This window comes from Nonomuraea sp. KM90 (assembly GCF_052246675.1).
Taxonomy (GTDB): Bacteria; Actinomycetota; Actinomycetes; order Streptosporangiales; family Streptosporangiaceae; genus Nonomuraea.
The window spans coordinates 49,791-67,208 of record NZ_JBQQCB010000007.1 but is presented as its reverse complement, the minus strand read 5'-3'; the positions used below and the strand labels follow the sequence as shown (position 1 = coordinate 67,208).

The following is a 17,418-nucleotide window of genomic DNA, read 5'->3' as shown; positions in this document are numbered from 1 at the left end:
GGTTGATGTTGTGAAGCGTTGTCTTGCCGTCGCCGGCGCGGCGGTGCTGCTGCTGACCGGCTGCGCCGCCGAGCCCGAGGGCGGCGCCGCCGCCGGCGGTCCCGCCACGATCGACTACTGGCTCTGGGACGTCGCCCAGCAGCCCCAGTACCAGGCCTGCGCCGACGCCTTCCACAAGGCGAACCCCCAGTACACCGTGAAGATCACCCAGTACGGCTGGGACGACTACTGGACGACGCTGACGACCGCGTTCGTCTCCGGCACCGCCCCCGACGTCTTCATCAGCCACCTGTCGCGCTACCCGCAGTTCGCCGCCCAGGGCCAGCTCCTGCCGATCAACGAGCAGGTCGCGAAGGACAAGGTGGACCTGTCGATCTACCAGGACGGCCTGGCCGACCTGTGGGTGACCAAGGACGGGCAGCGCTACGGGCTGCCGAAGGACTTCGACACCGTGGCGGTGATCTACAACACCGAGAAGGTCAAGGAGGCCGGGCTCAAGCCGGAGGAGATGGCGGAGCTGACCTGGAACCCCCGGGACGGCGGCACGTACGAGAAGGCCATCGCCCGCCTCACCGTGGACAAGAACGGCAAGCGCGGCGACGAGCCCGGCTTCGACAAGAAGAACGTGGCCACCTACGGCATCGGCTCCAACGGCAGCGGCGCCGGCTTCGGGCAGACCGAGTGGAGCATGTACACGATGAGCAACGGCTGGCAGTACGCCGACCAGAACCCGTGGCCCACCCGGTTCAACTACTCCGACCCGAAGTTCAAGGAGACCATCAAGTGGTTCACCTCGCTCATCGAGAAGGGCTACATGCCCAGCATGGACATCGTCAACTCGGGCGTCGGGCAGATCGACGCGTACGGGGCGGGCAAGTACGCGATGGTCACCGAGGGCAGCTGGAACACCAAGAGCTACTGGGCGCTCAAGGACGTGAAGTCGGCCCTCGCCCCGACCCCGGTCGGGCCCATCGGTAAGCGGGCGAGCCTGTTCAACGGCCTGGCCGACAACATCTCGGCGACCACGGACAACCCCGAGGCGGCGTGGGCGTGGGTCAAGTTCCTCGGCTCACCGGCCTGCCAGGAGGAGATCGTGGCCAAGGAGGCGACCGTGTTCCCGGCCATCAAGACCGCTACGGCCAAGGCCGAGCAGGCGTTCGCCGCCGCGGGCATCGACGTCAAGCCGTTCACCATGCACGTCCAGGAAGGCACCACGCACCTGGCGCCGATCGCCGACCACTGGGCCGACGTCACGGCCACCATGACGGAGACCATGGACTCGATCTTCTCCTTCAAGAGCGACGTCAACGCCCTCGACCAGGCCAACGCCACCGTCAACGGCCTCTTCGGCTGACCCGCCCGCGCCGGGGTACGGCGGGACACGCGAAAGGGGCCGGACACCGCCGCTCAAGCGGTATCCGGCCCCTTCCGGGCAGTCCGGGTTCAGGAGGTGTGCAGGTAGACCTGGCCGAACACCTCTGACAGGTTCTTCAGGTCAGTGGCCATGTCCACCTCGGGGTTGGCCGGGTCGTAGATGGTGGCCAGGCGCGCACGGATCGAGCCGAGCTTCTTGAGCTGGTCCCAGGTGACGTTCGCCGCCCACTTCTCGCCGTACACCCGGTTGACCTGCCCCTGGTCGGTCTGCCAGCGGCTCCACAGCGTGACCGTCTCGGCGGCGTCGTTCTGCAGCGGGGTGGCGATGCGCTCGGTGATCGCCTTGGTGGCCTGCTCCTCGTTGAGCTTGGCGGCCCCGGTGGCGGCGAAGGAGGCGTCCTCGGCGGCGATCTGCGCGTAGGCGTCCCAGGAGCGGGCGCGGACCTGGATCCACTGGTTGCGCTGCGCCTCGGCGGCGTCGATCTTCCAGGTGGCGTACTCGGTGGCCAGGTGGCCGTTGTCGAGCGCGAGCTGGTCGATGTACCCCTTGTTCAGCCAGGCGCCGATGCGCTCGGGGTCGAGCAGCGGGTACTTCTTGGTCATCTCGGCCTTGCAGGCGTCATTCGCACCACAGCCGAGCAGCGGCACCACCGTGTGCGCGGACAACTTCTTGCCCGGCAGCAGCGCGCGCAGCGCGGTCGTGGTCTCGACGACGAACTTCTCCAGCTCCTCGGCCGTGGCGAAGGTCTGGTTGTAGCCGAGCTGCGAGGTGAACCTAACGCCCACGACGCCGGGCTGCGCGGCGGCCAGCGCGGCGATCTTCTTGGCGGCCTCGGCGAGCTTGCCGTCCTTGTAGTCGTCGGCGAGCTCGGTCTCGATCCAGACGCGCATGGTCGTCTGGGCGACGGCCTGCGCGGCCTGGCCGGCCGGCGTCTCCTTGGCCGCGGTCTTCTCGGCGGCGGTGATCTCGCTCGGGTCGACGTAGCACTGCTCGCCGTTCTGGCACTCCGGCGTGCCGCCGTCCTCGGCGCCGGGCACGTCGGGCTCGCCGACGTCGTGCATCTCGCCGTCACCCTCGGAGTCGGTGGGGCACTCGTTGCCCGGCTCGCTGCAGTCCACCGTGATCGGGTTCTGCGGGCCGGCCTCGATCATGTGCTGGCCGTCGTTCTCGAGCCAGAACTTGGCGATGTCCAGGGCCTCTTCGGGCGTGGCCATCCAGCGGCAGACGACGTACGCCGGGGTGTCGGCCGACATCAGGTCGTTGCAGCTCCTGTCGTCGTCCTCCGACCAGGCGGGAACGCCGATGCCGAGGAGCGAGAGGGTGAGTCCGATGATGAAGACCTGCCGTAGCCGCCGTCTCATGGCACCTTACTTCCAGGGGGTGATCGCGGGCATATCGCACAATATCTGGACGATCAACAACGTTCAATGAGATCCATGGCGCTCTTCACGCCGTCCTCGACGCGAAGTAGCCGCCCCAGTTGAGCCGAATTTTCTTGATATTTCGACACGGCCAGCAGCCGCGCGGCCAGCCCGTCCCTGCTCAGCGCCCTGATCGGCAACGGCGCCGGCCCCGCCCCGAGCGCCGCCACCCTGCGCCCCCAGAACGGCTGATCGGAGAAGAACGGGCAAACAATGTTGGGCACACCCGATGCAAGCCCTGTTCCAGTGGTCCCCGCGCCGCCATGATGAACAACGGCCGCCATTTCGGCGAACAAAAGATCGTGCGCCACCTCACCCACCACCCGGACGTCATCGTTCTCCGTCACGGGCAGCCCCTGGACGACCCCCCGCATCCGCGCCTTCCGCAGGGCGGCCACCACCTCATCGGCCACCCGCTCGGGCTCCCCTGGCACCATGCTCCCGAACCCGACGAACACGGGCGGCGGCCCCGCCTCCAGAAAATCCTCGATCCCACCGAGCCACCCCGGCCCACCGGTAGCCGTGGCCCGGCCGCTCAGACGCCAGTAACCGGTCATGTGCACGTGCCGGGGCCAGTCGGCGGGCCGGGGCACCACCAGAGGGCTGACCCCGCACAACACCGGCACCCGCGCCCGCCGGTCGGCCGCGAACGGGCTGCCGCGCATCGGCCCCAGCCCCAGAACGCCCGCCCGCAACCGGTTCACCATGCGGCCGAGCACCATCCAGCCGAGCCGCTCGACCAGGGCGTAGCTGGCCCGGTTCCCCAGCGGGCCCAGGCTCGCCCGGGGCACCAGGGGGTTCGGGAACTCGCGGGTCGGCTCGCTGGGCTGGAAATGCAGGATCCGGTACGGCATTCCGTACCGTTCGTGGAGATGCCTGCCGAAGGCGCCCAGGGCGGGGGCGAGGACCAGGTCCGCATCGGCGCAGGCGGCGTCCACCTCCTTGACCAGGATGACGGCCAGCGGTTCGACGACCGTCCGGAAGCCCCGTACGAATCCCAGGGGGCCGCTCGCCAGCCACCGCCGCCCCGCCTCGCTCTCCGTCACCGCCAGGGGATCCACGCTCATGGGGGCGAACGTCACACCGGGCCCGGCCAGCCCCGCGTACCGCCCGGCGGCGACGAGCGTCACCTCATGCCCCCGCCCCGCCAGCCCCCGGGCCAGCGCCGCGCAAGGCTGCACGTCCCCCCGCGACCCGATGCCGAGCACGGCGACCCTCACGGCGCCACCGGCCTCACGGGAAGGGCCACGGCACCCCTCATGGCAGGGCCACCAGGCTGACCAACGCCCCGACCAGCACCAACCCGGCCGCCACCAGCAGCCCGGCCGTGTACCCGGCGGCGAACCCGCCCCCGGCCTGCACGACCACCCCGACCGCAGCAATCCCGAACAGTCCCGAAATTTCACGACTCACCGAGAAGATGCCGCCCGCCACCCCGGCCCTCGACTCCGGCACGGCACCCAGGACCGCCGACCCCAGCGGCATGGTCAGCGCCGACCCGACCCCGATCGCGCACACGGCGGGCAGCAGCCGCCCCCACCCGTCCCCGGCCTGCAGCGTGGCGGCCAGGGCCATGCCCAAGGCCACGAGCACCAGCCCGGCCGCCACCGTCCGCCCGGCCCCCAGCCGCCGCTCCACCGCCGGCGCCAGCGGCGTGACCAGCACCACCAGCAGCGCCAGCGGCACGAACGCCATCCCGGAGGCCGTGGGCGTGAACCCCAGCACGCCCTGCAGGAAGATCGCGGTGTAGAAGAACACCCCGTTCACGCCGAGCCCCCAGAGCACCTGGGCGACCACCCCGCCGGCGAAACTCCGCACCGCGAACAGCCCCAGATCCACCATCGGCTCGCGGGCCCGCCGCTCGGCCACCGCGAACACCACCCCGCCCCCCGCACAGGCGACCAGCCCGCCCACGACGACCGGCGACCCCCACCCGTACTCACCGCCGTGGATCAACACGAACGTCCCCGCCGCCAGGAACGCCACCGACCCCGCCGTCCCGGCCCGATCCACCCCCCGGCCCGCCTCGGGACCACCCGCCCCCGCCGGAACAGCCACGGTGGCCAGCCCCATGACCACCGCCCCCATCGGCACGTTGACCAGGAACACCCAGCTCCAGTGCACGTGCTGGCTGAGCAGCCCGCCCACCACGGGCCCCAGCGCCAGCGCCGCCGCCCCGGAGGCCATCCACACGGCCACCCCCATGGACCGCTGCCGCTCCTCCCGCCCGGCCAGCATGGCCAGCGTCGCCGGCAGGACCAGCGCCGCCCCGGCCCCCTGGACGAGGCGGGCGGCGATCAGCACCTGGATCGACCCGGCGAGCCCCGCGCCGAGCGAGGCCACCGTGAACGTGCCCAGCCCCGCCAGCAGGACCCGCCGATGCCCGTGGACGTCGGCCAGCCTCCCGCCGGCGAGCATGAGGCCCGCGAAGGTCAGGATGTACCCGGTGGCGACCCACTCCAGGGCGGTCAGCCGGGCGCCGAGGTCGCGCTGGATGCTGGGGAGCGCGACGGTGACGACCGTGTTGTCCAGCGTCGTCATGAACCCGGCCAGGCCGGTGACGACGAACAGCGGCCAGACCCCGGCGGGCCGCCGCACCCGGGTGACGGCCAGGCTCACTCGTCCACCTCCGCCCAGGTCCACCCGCCACCGGGCCGGGCCCGCACCACCCTCGTACGCCCCCGCCCCACCCGCACCCACCCGGGCCGCTCCCCGGCCGGCTCGACGGCCTCCCGTGGATCGGTGGGCAGGGGTACGGGATCGGTGTCCGCCCCGAAGACGGCCGGCCGCCCCTTGAAGGTCACCACCGGCGACGCCCCACCCGGCAACCCGGCAGCACCCGGCACCGCCCCCTCAGACGGCGCCGGGCCCTGCGGCCGAGCGGGGCGCGGCAACCGGTCGGGACGGGACTGCCCGGGCCCTGACCGCGCCTCGGACGAAAGCGGCACCGACGAAAGCGGCACCGACGCAGGCGGCGGACCGTCCTGGGGCGGGGCGCTTGCACGCGACGCCGCGCTCCGCGATGCGGTGGCGCCAGGCGGCCCCGGCGCAGGCAGCGCCGCGCGTGGTGGCGAGGGCGGGTGCCCGGACGGGGAGTGGGACGGGGGGTGGGACGGGGGGTGGAGGTCGATGTGGTGGTGGAGGCGGCGCCACGATCGGGGCAGCCACCAGTTCGCCCCGCCCAGCAACCGCATCGACGCCGGCACCAGCAGCCCCCGCACCAGCGTGGCGTCCACCACGATCGCCACGAACATCCCCACCCCCAGCAGCTTCACGATCGTGATCCCCGCCGTGGAGAACGCACCGATCACCACCAGCAGCAGCAACGCCGCGCTGGTGATCACCCCGCCCGTCTGCTGCAGCCCCGCCGCCACGGCCGCCGTGTTGTCCCCGGTGCGCAGCCACTCCGCCCGCACCCGCGACAGCAGGAACAGCTCGTAGTCCATCGACAGCCCGAACACCACGGCCAGGATGAGCACGGTCACGGTCGCCTCGATGGACCCGGTGGAGGTGAACCGGAGCGCGGAGGCCAGGTGACCGTCCTGGAAGGCCCACACGATCACCCCGAACGAGGCGCCGATCGACAGGACGTTCATCAGCAGCGCCTTCACGGGCAGCACCAGCGACCCGAACGCGGCGAACAGCAGCACCCACGTCACCGCGCACACCACCAGCGCCATCCACGGCAGGGTCGCGAGCAGGCTGTCCTGGAGGTCCAGCTGCGCGGCGGTGGCCCCGCCGACCACCACCCGGCGCACGTTCGGCTCCGGCGTCATCGCCCGGATCGACCGTACGAGCGAGCGGGCCTCGTCCGACATGGGATCCCGGTCGTAGCGCACGGACAGCCGCACCGCGCCGCCGTCCTGCGCGAGCCCGGCCACGTCGACCCCCGTGACGTGGGGCAGCCGCTTCAGCCGGGTCACCAGGGGCCGGACGTCCACGGGGCTCACCGGCGTGACGGCGCTGATCGGCGTGTGGCCCTGCCCGAGCGGCCCGGGGACGGCGGGCTCGCCGGTGAAGGTGCGTTCGACCAGGACGTGTACGTCGATCGGCGACATGGCGTTCCTGGCGAAGTCCCGATCGAGCGTCTCGGCCACCCGGCGGCCCTCGGAGGCGGCGGGCAGCACCCGGTGGTCCACGTTCCCGAACTTGACGTGCAGGAAGGGCACCGCCAGCGAGACCAGCACCACGGTCACCACCACGAGGTACAGCAGCGGCCGCCGCATCACGCTGGAGGCGACGGCGTGCCACACCCCGCCGCCCTCCCGCCGCCCGAAGTCGGGCGTCAGGCGCAGGGCGTTCACGCGCGGCCCGAGTATCCCCAGGACGGCGGGCAGCACGACCAGCGCGGCGCCCATCGTGACCAGCACCACGGCCGCCGCCCCGAGCCCGATCGAGCGCAGGAACATCTGCGGGAACAGCAGCAGCCCCAGCAGCGCCGTGGCCACCGTCAGCCCGGAGAAGGCCACGGTGCGCCCGGCGGTGGCCATCGTGCGCACCACGGCCTGCTCGTTCGAGGCCCCGCGCCCGATCTCCTCCCTGAACGCCTTGAGCACGAACAGCGAGTAGTCGATGGCCAGGCCGAGCCCGAGCATGGTGACGACGTTCAGGGAGAAGACGGAGACCTCGGTGACCTCGGTGAGCAGCCGTAACAGCACCAGGGCGCCGAGCACCGCGAGCAGCCCCACGAGCAGCGGCAGCCCGGCCGCCACCAGGCTGCCGAACACCACGACGAGCAGCACGAGCAGCACCGGCATGGAGATGGCCTCGGCGCGGGCGAGGTCGGCGGCGGTCTGGTCGTTGAGCTCCTTCAGCAGCGGCACCGCGCCGCCGACGGACACGTACAGGTTCTCGACGGTCCTGAGCCGCGCGGCTATGGCCGCGTACGCGCGCTGCTCGTCCCCCTTCAGCGTGACCAGCGCGTACGTCGAATGCCCGTCCCGGGACACCATCTCCTTCGCCCCGGTCGTCCAGTACGTGACCATCCGGCGCACGTGCTCGGCCGGCAACCGGCGCAGCGAGTCGTGCACGGCCCGCTTGTACCGGGGGTCGCGCACCTCGACCGAGGGGTGCCGGTAGAGGACGACCACGTCGGGGGCGTGACCGCCGTACCACTGGTCGTTCCAGCGCGCGGCGGTCGTGGAGTCGGCGCGCGGGTCCTCGAAGCCGCCGTCCGCCATCCGCCCGAACAGCTCCAGCCCCAGCGGCGCCACCAGGAGGGCCGCCGCCAGCGTCAGCACCAGCAGCGTCCACCTGCCGCGGTAGACCAGGCGACCGGCCCGCTCAAACAAGGGCGCCCTCCAGGTACGCCCGCAGGCACGCCCGCCGGGCGATCTTCCCGCTGGACGTCCTCGGCACGGCCCCGGCGCCGGTCAGCACGAAGTCATGCACCGATAGTTCGTGATATTTCCAGACCGCCGCGCGCACCGCCCGGCCCACCTCACCGGCGTCCGCGTCCAGCCCGAGCCGCGACCGCTCGGCCACCACCACCAGCCGCTCCCCGGGCGGCTCTCCGGGCGGCTCCCCGGACACCGCGAAGGCCGCGACCCGGTCCCGCCGCACCGCCGGGTGCGCCTCCTGCACCGTGGCCTCGATGTCCTGGGGATAGTGGTTGCGCCCGTCCACGATGACCAGGTCCTTGATCCGGCCGGTGACGTACAGCCGGCCGTCGTGCAGCACGCCGAGGTCGCCGGTGCGCAGCCAGGTCCCGTCCGCGTCCTCCAGCACCGCCCCGAACACCTCCGCGCTGCGGCCGGGATCCCGCCAGTAGGCGCGGGCCACGTTCGGCCCCTGCACCCAAACCTCGCCCACCTCCCCGTCGGGCCGCGCCCGCCCGTCCGGGCCGACGACGCGTACCACCTGGCCGTGGGGACGGCCGCAGGAGACGAGCATGGTGCGCGGCCCCGGGCCCGAGGAAGGCACCGCCCGCCCGTCGCGCAGCGCGTCCCGGTCGAACGCGGTCACCACGGGCCGCTCGTCCCGTCCGGTCGCAGTCACGAAGACGGTCGCCTCGGCCAGCCCGTACGCGGGCGTGTGCGCCTCCGGCCGCAGCCCGCACCCGGCGAACGCCGTGTCGAACGCCTCGATAGCGCCCGGCCGCACCGGCTCCGCCCCGTTCAGCATGACCCGTACCCCGGACAGGTCCAGCCCCTCCTTCTCCTGGGGGCTGACGCGGGCGGCGGTGTACTCGTAGGCGAAGTTGGGCCCGCCGGTGAACACGTCGCCGAACTCCGACAGCAGCCGCAGCCAGCGCACCGGCCGCATGACGAACGCCACCGGATCCATGAACGCCGCCTGGTTCCCGCCCATCATCGGCATCGCCACGGTGGCGACCAGCCCCATGTCGTGGAAGAGCGGCAGCCACAGCGCCGCCACGGAGGTCCTGGGCCGCGCCCGGAACACCTCCCAGAGCTGGGTGGCGTTGGCCGTGAGGTTCGCGTGGGTGATCTCGACCCCGGCCGGCGCGCGGGTCGAGCCGGAGGTGTACTGCAGGTAGGCCAGGTCGCCGGGCCCGGCCGGCTCGCCCTCCCACTCGTCGGCGAGCAGGTCGGAGACGGTGTCCACGCAGAGCACGTGCTTCGGCGCCGGGGCGGTGGCCAGGAAGTCGGTGACGCCGGGCAGCGCGGCCGTGGTGGTCAGCACGACAAGGGGGCCGGCGTCGGCGTACGCCCCGGCCAGCCGCTCGGCGTGCCCCGGCAGCCCGGGGGCGAACAGCGGCACCGCGACCAGCCGCGCGTACATCACACCGAGCATCGCCACGACGTAGTCGAGCCCCTGCGGCGCGAGCACCGCCGCCCGGTCGCCGGGCCCGGCCAGCTCGCGCAGCCGCACGGCCAGAGCCCTGGCCCTGAGGTCCGCGCCGCCCCAGGTGAGCGTCCGGCGGGAGCCGTCCCCGAGGTGGTCGACGAACGTGTACGCGGGCGCTTCCGGGATCTCCCGTGCCCACCGGGCCACCCGGGCGATCAACATGTCGCGCATGCCTGGTCCCCTCGCCGTCAGCAGGGACCTAGCAAATTACGGGAGAAGCAGTCGCGATTCTTGCCAAACACCGGCACATTCCGCGATCGGTCTTGTTGGCCGCGTGACAATAAATAAGCACACGACAACGGCCGCACATTACGGCAGGATGGTGGGGTTTGGCCGTTTTTCAGGGGGTTTGCGCCGGTGCATAGTTTTGTCAGCGATCTCGAGCTGCTCCGGGACCGGCGCTTCGCACTCCTGCTGTCAGCACGGACGATCTCCATGCTGGGCAGCGCGTTCGCCCCCGTGGCGCTGGCGTTCGCCATCCTCGACATGCCCGGGGCCACCGCCTCGACGCTGTCCGTGGTGCTCACCGCCGAGTCGCTGCCCATGATCCTGTTCATGCTGGTCGGCGGGGTGATCGCGGACCGGCTGCCGCGCCAGCGGGTGATGATGACCGGCGAGTTCCTCATGGCGGCCGCGTTCTTCGCGCTGGCGGCGATGCTGCTCAGCGGCTGGACCCCGCTGCCCGCGCTGGTCGCGGCGGCGGCGCTGGCCGGGGTGGCCACGGCGATCACGTTCCCGGCGCTCACCGGGATCATCCCCGAGGTGGTCCCCGCCGAGCGGCTGCAGACCGGCAACGCGCTGCTCGGCCTAGGTGCCAACGCCTCGCGCGTGGCGGGCGCGGTGCTGGGCGGCGGCACGGTGGTGCTGTTCGGCGGGGGCTGGGCGCTGGTCGTGAGCGGCGCGATGTTCGCCGTGGCGGGCGTGCTGATCGCGCGGTTGCGCCTGCAGCCGGGCGAGCGCCCCCGTGGCGAGGCCCACTCGGTGCTGGGCGACCTGCGGGACGGCTGGCGGGAGTTCAGCTCGCGGCAGTGGATCTGGGTGGTGGTCGCGCAGTTCTCGCTGATGGTCATGGCCATCCAGGCCGGGCACGGCGTGCTCGGCCCGCTGCTGGCGAAGGAGTCGCTGGGCGGCCCGATGGCCTGGTCGGCGTTCCTGGTGGGCGAGGCCGTCGGGACGATCGCCGGCGTGCTGGTGGCGCTGCGGCTGCGCCCGCGCCGGCCGATCCTGGTGGCGGTGCTGCTCTGCCTGCCGACCGCGCTGCCGTACGTGCTGCTCGGGCTCGACTCGCCGCTCTGGGCGATCGTGGCCGGGGCCTTCGTGCTCGGCGTGTGCTTCGACGTGTTCGGCGTGCTGTGGCAGACGACGATGCAGCGCGAGGTCCCGGCCGAGTCGCTGTCGCGGGTCAGCTCGTACGACGTGCTCGGGTCGCTCATGTTCGGCCCGATCGGGCTGCTGCTGGCGGGGCCGGCGGCGGCGTTCTTCGGTACGGAGGAGTCGCTGCTCGGCTGCGCGGTCCTGGTCGTGGTGTCCACGCTGGCCGCGCTGCTGTCCCCCGGAGTGCGCAACCTGCGCGCGCCCCAGCCTCAGGCGGCCGCCCCGGCCGACCTGAAGTAGGCGTTGGCCCTGGGCTGGAACATCAGGGCCACCGCTCCCAGCACGGCCAGCACGTGCAGGATCCGGCTCACCGCGAAGGCCCATCCCACGGCGTCGGCCCCGGCCATGGCCTCGCCGATCGACCCGCCCGCCAGCAACCACTGGACGGGCTCGACCACCAGCGAGAGCGTGCCGAACACGCCGAGCGTGCCGGCCAGGGTCCAGCGCGCCCAGTTCGCCCCCTGCTTCAGCCGCAGCGCCAGGTAGACCGCCCCGGCGAACACGGCCAGCCGGAACCCGGCGCCCGGCAGCAACTGCCCGAGCGCCGAGGTGCCCTCGTACAGCTCTCCGGCGATCATCAGCACGGCTTCGAACGCGCCGAACGCGACCGCCGACAACCAGAGCATGGAGGCGGTGTGGACGACGGGCGGGGGCGACGGGTGCTCGGTCGGGCGGAGGTCGGTGATCGTGGTGGGACTCATGGCGGGCTCCTTCACGTGCGCGTTCGTCCTTGAAGTGTGCGCCGCGCACCCGGTCCGGATCATGCCCGCCGGCCCCCGACTTCGAGTGAGGCGCGCCCTACCAGACCTCGCCGCTCGTCCTCAGCCCGCGGGTGGGGGTGCGCGGGTGCGGCCCGAAGCGGGGCTCGGGCTCGTACGCGCCGTCCAGCACGCCCGCCACGTAGCCGGCCAGCGCCGGGGCGTGCTTGAACCCGTGCCCGGAGTCCCCGCCCAGCAGCCACACCCCGGGTGACGCCTCGGCGAGCAGCCACTCGGCGTCGGGCGTGAGCGCGTACTGGCAGACCTGGGTGAACAGCACCGGCGCGGCCGCCAGCGAGGGGAACCTGCGCCCCAGGTAGGTCCTGGCCCGCTCGACGCTGCCCGGGTCGACCACCCGCTCGCCGTGCTCGGGCTCGTACGGCGGCCCCTCCGCGTCGGAGGTCGCCTTCATCCCCACCCCGTCCACGTCGCCGTGCCCGTAGGCCGAGGCTCCGTGGTCCACCCAGGCCGGCGTCTCGGGGACCGACCACGCGGACGGCACCGCGAAGTGCAGCGTGTCCTGCTTGGTCACGGTGATCGGCAGCCCGTCGAACAGCTCGGGCAGCCACGCGCCGCACGCCCAGACCACCCGGTCGGCGTGCCGCACCTCGCCGTCGATCTCGACCGCGCACGCGTACGGCGCCGCCTCCCCGGCCACGGGCACCGCCCGCGCCCTGACCAGGCGCACCCCGGCGGCCGTGGCCAGCCCCGCCGTCACCTGGGTGGCCCGCCGTGCCCTGATCACGCCGGCGTGCGGCTCCCAGAGCAGGAAGCTGAGGTCGTCGCCGCGGAAGTCGGGGAAGAACCTGCCGCCGTCGGCCGGGTCCAGCACCTCACACGCGATGTCCAGATTTTTCAGGACTCGGGCGCTGGCGTGCTCCCACCCGTCCGGCGTCCCGGCGAACCACACCATGCCCGCCTCCTGGTACAGCTCCTCGCCGGCCCGCTCGCCGAGGCGCCGCCAGCCGTCCCTGGCCTGCCAGGCGAGCCGGGCGTACCAGTCGTCCTCGCCGTGCGCGCAGCGCAGCAGCCGGGTCTCCCCCGCGCTGGCCTGCCGGACGTGACCCGGCCTGTGCTGCTCGACCAGCGTCACCTGCCAGCCGCTCTCGGCCAGCCGCAGCGCCAGTGACGACCCCCAAATGCCCGCTCCGACCACAATGACCGATTTCATGAGACCACGGTGACCGGAAACCACGTGCCGCCGCAAGAGCGAGTCACACGATGATCAGACGTACGACGACGCCGGCGCAGTTGCCCGCCACGCAGATCCGCACCGGCACCTCGGAGATGCCCGGCGCGGCCGGGACGCCGCCCACGTGGCCGTCGGGGCCGATGCTCACGCCGTCGGGCACCTTGTCGAGGTCGGTGACGGTGAAGGTGGGCACCACGCCCGGGGGGCCGCCGTTGATGCCGATCTCGCCGTCCAGCGCCGCGCCCGCCCGGCCGGGGAAGGTCAGCTCGCGCGGCTCCCACGGCACGTTGGCCAGCACCACGAGCGTGAGCTGCTGTGTCCGGCACGCCGGGCCGGCGCAGACCTGGACGCGGGCGACGTAGGTGCCGGAGCGCTGCGGTCTGCCGTACAGGCGGCCGCTCTGGTCGACCTTGATGCCGACGGCGAGGTAGGCGGGGCGGAAGGCCACGCCCTTCGCGGTGGGCAGCAGCCGCTGGTTCACCTCGATGCCCTCGGTGACGTAGAAGGTGTCCTCGACCACGTTGCGGCCGGTCGGGGTGAGCGGGGTCTCGCTGGCCATGGGCGTGGTGAGCGAGGGCAGGGCAGGCGACAAGGCACACATGGCCAGCCCGGCAAGCAGGAGAACCCACCTTTGCCGCATGATTACCCCCCGGCTCTTCTATGTCGATACGTACCCCCGTAACCGCGCAGCGTCACTAGATAATCGATCGCATGGCCGCTGAATCCGCTCAGACCCTGGAACGCGGGCTCCGCCTGCTGAGACTGCTCGCCGACGGCAAGGACGGGCGCACGCCGACCGAGCTGAGCACGGAGCTGTCGCTGAGCCGGCCCGTGGTGTACCGGCTGCTGACGACGCTGATGGGCGAGGGTTTCGTCCGCCGGGACGCCGAGGGCCGGGTGCACCTCGGGTTCGGGGTGCTGGCGCTGGCCCAGGCCGTGCAACCGCTGCTGCGCGCGGCGGCGGTGCCCACGCTGCGGCGGCTGGCCGAGCAGGTCGGCGCGACCGCGCACCTGACCGTGGCCGAGGGCGACGACGGGCTGGCGGTGGCGGTGGTGGAGCCGTCCTGGACCGACATGCACGTGGCCTACCGCGAGGGCTCGCGCCATCCGCTGGCCAGAGGCGCGGCGGGGCGGGCGATCCTGGCGCTGCGCGAGGGACGGCATGACTACTTCATCACGGAGGGGCAGTTGCAGGAGGGAGCCCGCGGCGTCGCCGCGCCGGTCACCGGGCTGCCATGGCTGGAGGCGTCGGTCGGAGTGGTGACGTTCGGGCCGCTGGGAGAGGCCACCGGGCCACGCGTGGTGGCCGCGGCCGCCGAGCTGGCGGCCGCGCTGGGTTGACATCTCCCGGCCGATGGCAGACCGTAATCACATATAGAGGACACTTCCGTCCGATAATCGGACATGCATGGAGGGGCCGGGATGCCGTACTACCGGGTCGTGGGAGAGGTGCCGCGCAAGCGGCACGTGCAGTTCAGGCGGCCGGACGGCGGTCTCTACGCGGAGGAGCTGATGGGCGAGGAGGGCTTCTCGTCCGACTCCTCGCTGCTCTACCACCGTCACCTGCCGACGGCGATCCTCAAGGCGGAGGCCGTCACCCCCTCGGCCGAGACCCGCCTGGAGCCCAACCTGCCGCTCTCACCGCGCCACTTCCGCACCCAGGAGCTGGCGAGCGCCGGCGACCTGATCACGGGCCGCATCTCCCTGGCAGGCAACGCCGACGTCCGATTGTCGTACGCCACCAGCGACCGGCCGAGCGAGCTCTACCGCAACTCCATGGGCGACGAGTGCGTCTACGTGCAGAGCGGGCGCGTGCGCTTCGAGTCCACCTACGGCGTGATCGAGGCCGGCGAGGGAGACTACGTCGTCATCCCGACCGGCACCATCCACCGCTGGGTGCCCGACGGGCCGGTGAACGTGCTGGCCATCGAGGCGTCCGGGCACATCAGGCCGCCCAAGCGCTACCTGTCGCAGTACGGGCAGTTCCTGGAGCACGCGCCCTACTGCGAGCGCGACCTGCGCGCCCCCGCCGAGCCGCACGTCGTGGAGGGCGAGGAGGTGCCGGTGCTCGTACGCACGCGCGGCGGGCTGACCCGGCTCGTCTACCGCAACCACCCGTTCGACGTCGTGGGCTGGGACGGCTACCTCTATCCGTACGCGTTCAACATCAACGACTTCGAGCCGATCGTGAAGAAGACGCACGCGCCGCCGCCGGTGCACCAGACGTTCGAGGGGCCGGGGTTCGTGGTTTGCTCGTTCTGTCCCCGGCCGCTGGACTACCACCCGGAGGCCATCCCGATCCCGTACAACCACCACAACGTGGACTCCGACGAGTTCATGTTCTACGTGGGCGGCGACTACTCCGCGCGCAAGGGCTCCGGCATCGACGTCGGGTCGATCTCGCTGCATCCGGCCGGCTTCACGCACGGGCCGCAGCCCGGGGCGGTGGAGGCGGTGATCGACGCGGTCTCGCGCGGCGTCACGGTGACGAGCGAGATGGCCGTCATGGTGGACACGTTCCGCCCGCTCGACCTCGGCCAGGGCGCCCTGTCCTGCGAGGATCCCGGCTACGCATGGACCTGGGCACGATGAGGCTCTACAGCGCACTGATCGACGACGCGGGCCTGTTCCCGCCGACGTCCCTGCACATGGACGAGGCCCTGGCCCGCAACCAGCGGGACCTGGAGCACGGCAGCCCGGTGCTCACGCACCGCTTCCTGTGCCCGGCCAGCCGGCTCGACCGGCTGCGCGGCATGGACTTCCGGCCGCGCCGGATCGGGCTGATCGCCGACACCTCCGAGCTGCCCGACTTCGGCGACCTCCCGGTGGACTACGTCGAGATGCGGCTGCCGCCCGACACGTCCGTCCAGACGCTGGCCGACCGGCTGCGCCTGCCCGACGGGGTGCGGCTCTTCGCCGAGGTGGTGCCGCGCAAGATCTCCTTGGACGTGCCCGACGACTGCGGCCTGAAGATCCGCTGCGGCGGCTCCTCGGCCGACATGTTCCCGCCGGCCGAGCATCTCGGGCAGTTCATCAGGTCCTGCGCCGAGAACGACATCCCGTTCAAGGCCACGGCCGGGCTGCACCACGCCGTACGCCACTTCGACCCCTCGCTCGGCGTGGACCGGCACGGCTTCCTCAACCTGCTGCTGGCCGTCTGCGAGGCCGTGGAGGGGCGCGACCCGGTGCCGGTGCTGCGCACCACCGACGTCGGCCACCTCGTACGGCTGGCGGGCGCCGTACCGGACGACACGGCCGAGCAGGCGCGGCGGCTGCTGGTGAGCTACGGCTCGTGCAGCACCGCCACGCCCCTTGACGACCTGCGCACGCTCGGACTGATCGAGGAGGCTTCGTGAGCTTCGGGGTGGACAACCTGCCGTACGGCGTCTTCTCCTGTCCCGGGGAACAACCCCGGGTCGGCGTCCGGTACGGCGACAAGGTGCTCGACCTGGCCCCCGCGCTGCACGACGAGGTCTTCGCGGCCCCCTCGCTCAACCCGTTCATGGCCAGGGGCCGCACGGCCTGGCACGACACCAGGACGCTGATCCGGAACAAGCTCACCGGCGACGTCTCCGTCACCGAGCGGCACCTGATCCCGCTGGACCAGGTGCGCCTGCACATGCCGTTCGAGGTGGCCGACTACGTCGACTTCTACTGCTCGCTCGACCACGCGAGCAACATCGGCAAGATCTTCCGCCCCGGCTCCGAGCCGCTGCAGCCGAACTGGCGGCACCTGCCCGTCGGCTACCACGGCAGGTCGGGCACGGTCGTGGTGTCGGGCACGCCGGTCGCGCGCCCGCAGGGGCAGCTCGGGCCGGGGAAGTTCGGCCCGTGCCAGAAGCTCGACATCGAGGCGGAGCTGGGGTTCGTGGTGGGCGTGCCGACCGCGATGGGCTCGCCGGCCGGGGCGTTCGAGGATCACGTGTTCGGGGTGACGCTGGTCAACGACTGGAGCGCGCGCGACATCCAGTCGTGGGAATACGTGCCGCTGGGGCCGTTCCTGGCCAAGTCGTTCGCCACGTCGATCTCCCCGTGGATCACCCCGCTGGAGGCGCTGCCCAGGATCCCCGGCCGCGCCCAGGATCCCGAGCCGCCCGCCTACCTGCGCCGGAAGGCCGACTGGGGGCTGGACATCTCGCTGGAGGTGCTGCTCAACGGGGAGGTGGTGTCGCGGCCTCCGTATTCGGCCATGTACTGGACGCCGGACCAGATGCTCGCGCACATGACGGTGAACGGGGCCTCGCTGCGCACCGGCGACCTGTTCGCCAGCGGCACGATCTCCGGCCCCGAGCGGGGCGAGCGCGGCTCGCTCATCGAGCTGACGTGGAACGGGACCGACCCGATCAAGCTGGCGGGCGGGGAGACCCGCGCGTTCCTGCACGACGGCGACACGGTCACCATCCGCGCGACCGCGGCCGGCCTGACATTGGGGGAGGTTTCCGGAATCGTCGGATAGGTAACTCAAGGTGCCTGCGTGTTGACTCACCGCTA

General features: G+C 72.2%; 14 protein-coding genes. 6 read left to right on the top strand and 8 right to left on the bottom strand.

Annotated elements, in window-relative coordinates; genetic code table 11:
- Positions 1 to 10 precede the first annotated feature (10 nt).
- The gene (locus ACTWPW_RS10710) at positions 11 to 1,354 is read left to right on the top strand and encodes an ABC transporter substrate-binding protein (RefSeq protein ID WP_443168580.1); all 1,344 of its coding nucleotides are present in this window, start codon (positions 11 to 13) and stop codon (positions 1,352 to 1,354) included.
- Between the two features lie 89 nt (positions 1,355 to 1,443).
- On the opposite strand, the gene ACTWPW_RS10705 is transcribed toward ACTWPW_RS10710, so the two are convergent.
- From ACTWPW_RS10705 to ACTWPW_RS10685, 5 genes are read right to left on the bottom strand one after another with little or no spacing between them, the layout of a single operon-like run.
- On the bottom strand, positions 1,444 to 2,736 hold the full coding sequence (locus tag ACTWPW_RS10705; protein ID WP_364116932.1) for a hypothetical protein: 1,293 nt from the start codon (positions 2,734 to 2,736) through the stop codon (positions 1,444 to 1,446).
- A 53-nt stretch (positions 2,737 to 2,789) separates the two neighbouring features.
- Positions 2,790 to 4,016 carry a glycosyltransferase gene (locus ACTWPW_RS10700; RefSeq protein WP_443168579.1) on the bottom strand — a complete coding sequence of 409 codons (1,227 nt, stop codon included), beginning with the start codon at positions 4,014 to 4,016 and terminating at the stop codon, positions 2,790 to 2,792.
- Between the two features lie 37 nt (positions 4,017 to 4,053).
- Positions 4,054 to 5,415: an MFS transporter gene (locus tag ACTWPW_RS10695; RefSeq protein WP_375116882.1), complete on the bottom strand. Its 1,362-nt coding sequence runs from the start codon at positions 5,413 to 5,415 to the stop codon at positions 4,054 to 4,056.
- Positions 5,412 to 8,087, bottom strand: coding sequence for an MMPL family transporter (locus ACTWPW_RS10690; protein ID WP_443168578.1), 2,676 nt, complete (start codon positions 8,085 to 8,087; stop codon positions 5,412 to 5,414). Before ACTWPW_RS10690 ends, ACTWPW_RS10695 begins: the two co-directional genes overlap by 4 nt.
- Positions 8,080 to 9,774: a fatty acyl-AMP ligase gene (locus ACTWPW_RS10685; protein ID WP_443168577.1), complete on the bottom strand. Its 1,695-nt coding sequence runs from the start codon at positions 9,772 to 9,774 to the stop codon at positions 8,080 to 8,082. The genes ACTWPW_RS10690 and ACTWPW_RS10685 overlap by 8 nt, the downstream gene beginning before the upstream one ends.
- A 186-nt stretch (positions 9,775 to 9,960) precedes the next feature.
- On the opposite strand from ACTWPW_RS10685, the gene ACTWPW_RS10680 reads away from it, so the two are divergent.
- Positions 9,961 to 11,217, top strand: a complete 1,257-nt coding sequence (locus tag ACTWPW_RS10680; protein ID WP_375116885.1) for an MFS transporter — start codon at positions 9,961 to 9,963, stop codon at positions 11,215 to 11,217.
- Here ACTWPW_RS10680 and ACTWPW_RS10675 read toward each other — a convergent pair.
- The 3 genes from ACTWPW_RS10675 to ACTWPW_RS10665 form a co-directional block, all read right to left on the bottom strand.
- Complete coding sequence (locus ACTWPW_RS10675) at positions 11,187 to 11,678, bottom strand: hypothetical protein (protein WP_443168576.1); 492 nt, start codon at positions 11,676 to 11,678, stop codon at positions 11,187 to 11,189. The genes ACTWPW_RS10680 and ACTWPW_RS10675 overlap by 31 nt on opposite strands.
- Before the next feature lie 97 nt (positions 11,679 to 11,775).
- The gene (locus ACTWPW_RS10670) at positions 11,776 to 12,906 is read right to left on the bottom strand and encodes an NAD(P)/FAD-dependent oxidoreductase (RefSeq protein ID WP_443168575.1); all 1,131 of its coding nucleotides are present in this window, start codon (positions 12,904 to 12,906) and stop codon (positions 11,776 to 11,778) included.
- A 43-nt stretch (positions 12,907 to 12,949) separates the two neighbouring features.
- Positions 12,950 to 13,519, bottom strand: a complete 570-nt coding sequence (locus ACTWPW_RS10665) for a hypothetical protein (RefSeq protein ID WP_364116948.1) — start codon at positions 13,517 to 13,519, stop codon at positions 12,950 to 12,952.
- A 119-nt stretch (positions 13,520 to 13,638) separates the two neighbouring features.
- On the opposite strand from ACTWPW_RS10665, the gene ACTWPW_RS10660 reads away from it, so the two are divergent.
- The 4 genes from ACTWPW_RS10660 to fahA all read left to right on the top strand — a co-directional run bounded on the left by ACTWPW_RS10660 (position 13,639) and on the right by fahA (position 17,383).
- Positions 13,639 to 14,268, top strand: a complete 630-nt coding sequence (locus ACTWPW_RS10660; protein WP_443168574.1) for an IclR family transcriptional regulator — start codon at positions 13,639 to 13,641, stop codon at positions 14,266 to 14,268.
- An 81-nt stretch (positions 14,269 to 14,349) separates the two neighbouring features.
- On the top strand, positions 14,350 to 15,519 hold the full coding sequence (locus ACTWPW_RS10655) for a homogentisate 1,2-dioxygenase (protein WP_443168573.1): 1,170 nt from the start codon (positions 14,350 to 14,352) through the stop codon (positions 15,517 to 15,519).
- Positions 15,501 to 16,283 (top strand): hypothetical protein, encoded by a 783-nt coding sequence (locus ACTWPW_RS10650; protein WP_375116890.1) that lies wholly within the window; start codon positions 15,501 to 15,503, stop codon positions 16,281 to 16,283. Before ACTWPW_RS10655 ends, ACTWPW_RS10650 begins: the two co-directional genes overlap by 19 nt.
- On the top strand, positions 16,280 to 17,383 hold the full coding sequence (gene fahA / locus ACTWPW_RS10645; protein ID WP_443168572.1) for a fumarylacetoacetase: 1,104 nt from the start codon (positions 16,280 to 16,282) through the stop codon (positions 17,381 to 17,383). Before ACTWPW_RS10650 ends, fahA begins: the two co-directional genes overlap by 4 nt.
- The last annotated feature ends 35 nt before the right edge of the window (positions 17,384 to 17,418 follow it).

Bases quoted from the DNA above. Each gene is read 5' to 3' on its own strand.
- ACTWPW_RS10705 (WP_364116932.1), bottom strand. From the start codon at position 2,736: ATGAGACGGCGGCTACGGCAGGTCTTCATCATCGGACTCACCCTCTCG.
- ACTWPW_RS10685 (WP_443168577.1), bottom strand. From the start codon at position 9,774: ATGCGCGACATGTTGATCGCCCGGGTGGCCCGGTGGGCACGGGAGATC.
- ACTWPW_RS10675 (WP_443168576.1), bottom strand. From the start codon at position 11,678: ATGAGTCCCACCACGATCACCGACCTCCGCCCGACCGAGCACCCGTCG.
- ACTWPW_RS10670 (WP_443168575.1), bottom strand. From the start codon at position 12,906: ATGAAATCGGTCATTGTGGTCGGAGCGGGCATTTGGGGGTCGTCACTG.
- ACTWPW_RS10660 (WP_443168574.1), top strand. From the start codon at position 13,639: ATGGCCGCTGAATCCGCTCAGACCCTGGAACGCGGGCTCCGCCTGCTG.
- ACTWPW_RS10655 (WP_443168573.1), top strand. From the start codon at position 14,350: ATGCCGTACTACCGGGTCGTGGGAGAGGTGCCGCGCAAGCGGCACGTG.
- ACTWPW_RS10650 (WP_375116890.1), top strand. From the start codon at position 15,501: ATGGACCTGGGCACGATGAGGCTCTACAGCGCACTGATCGACGACGCG.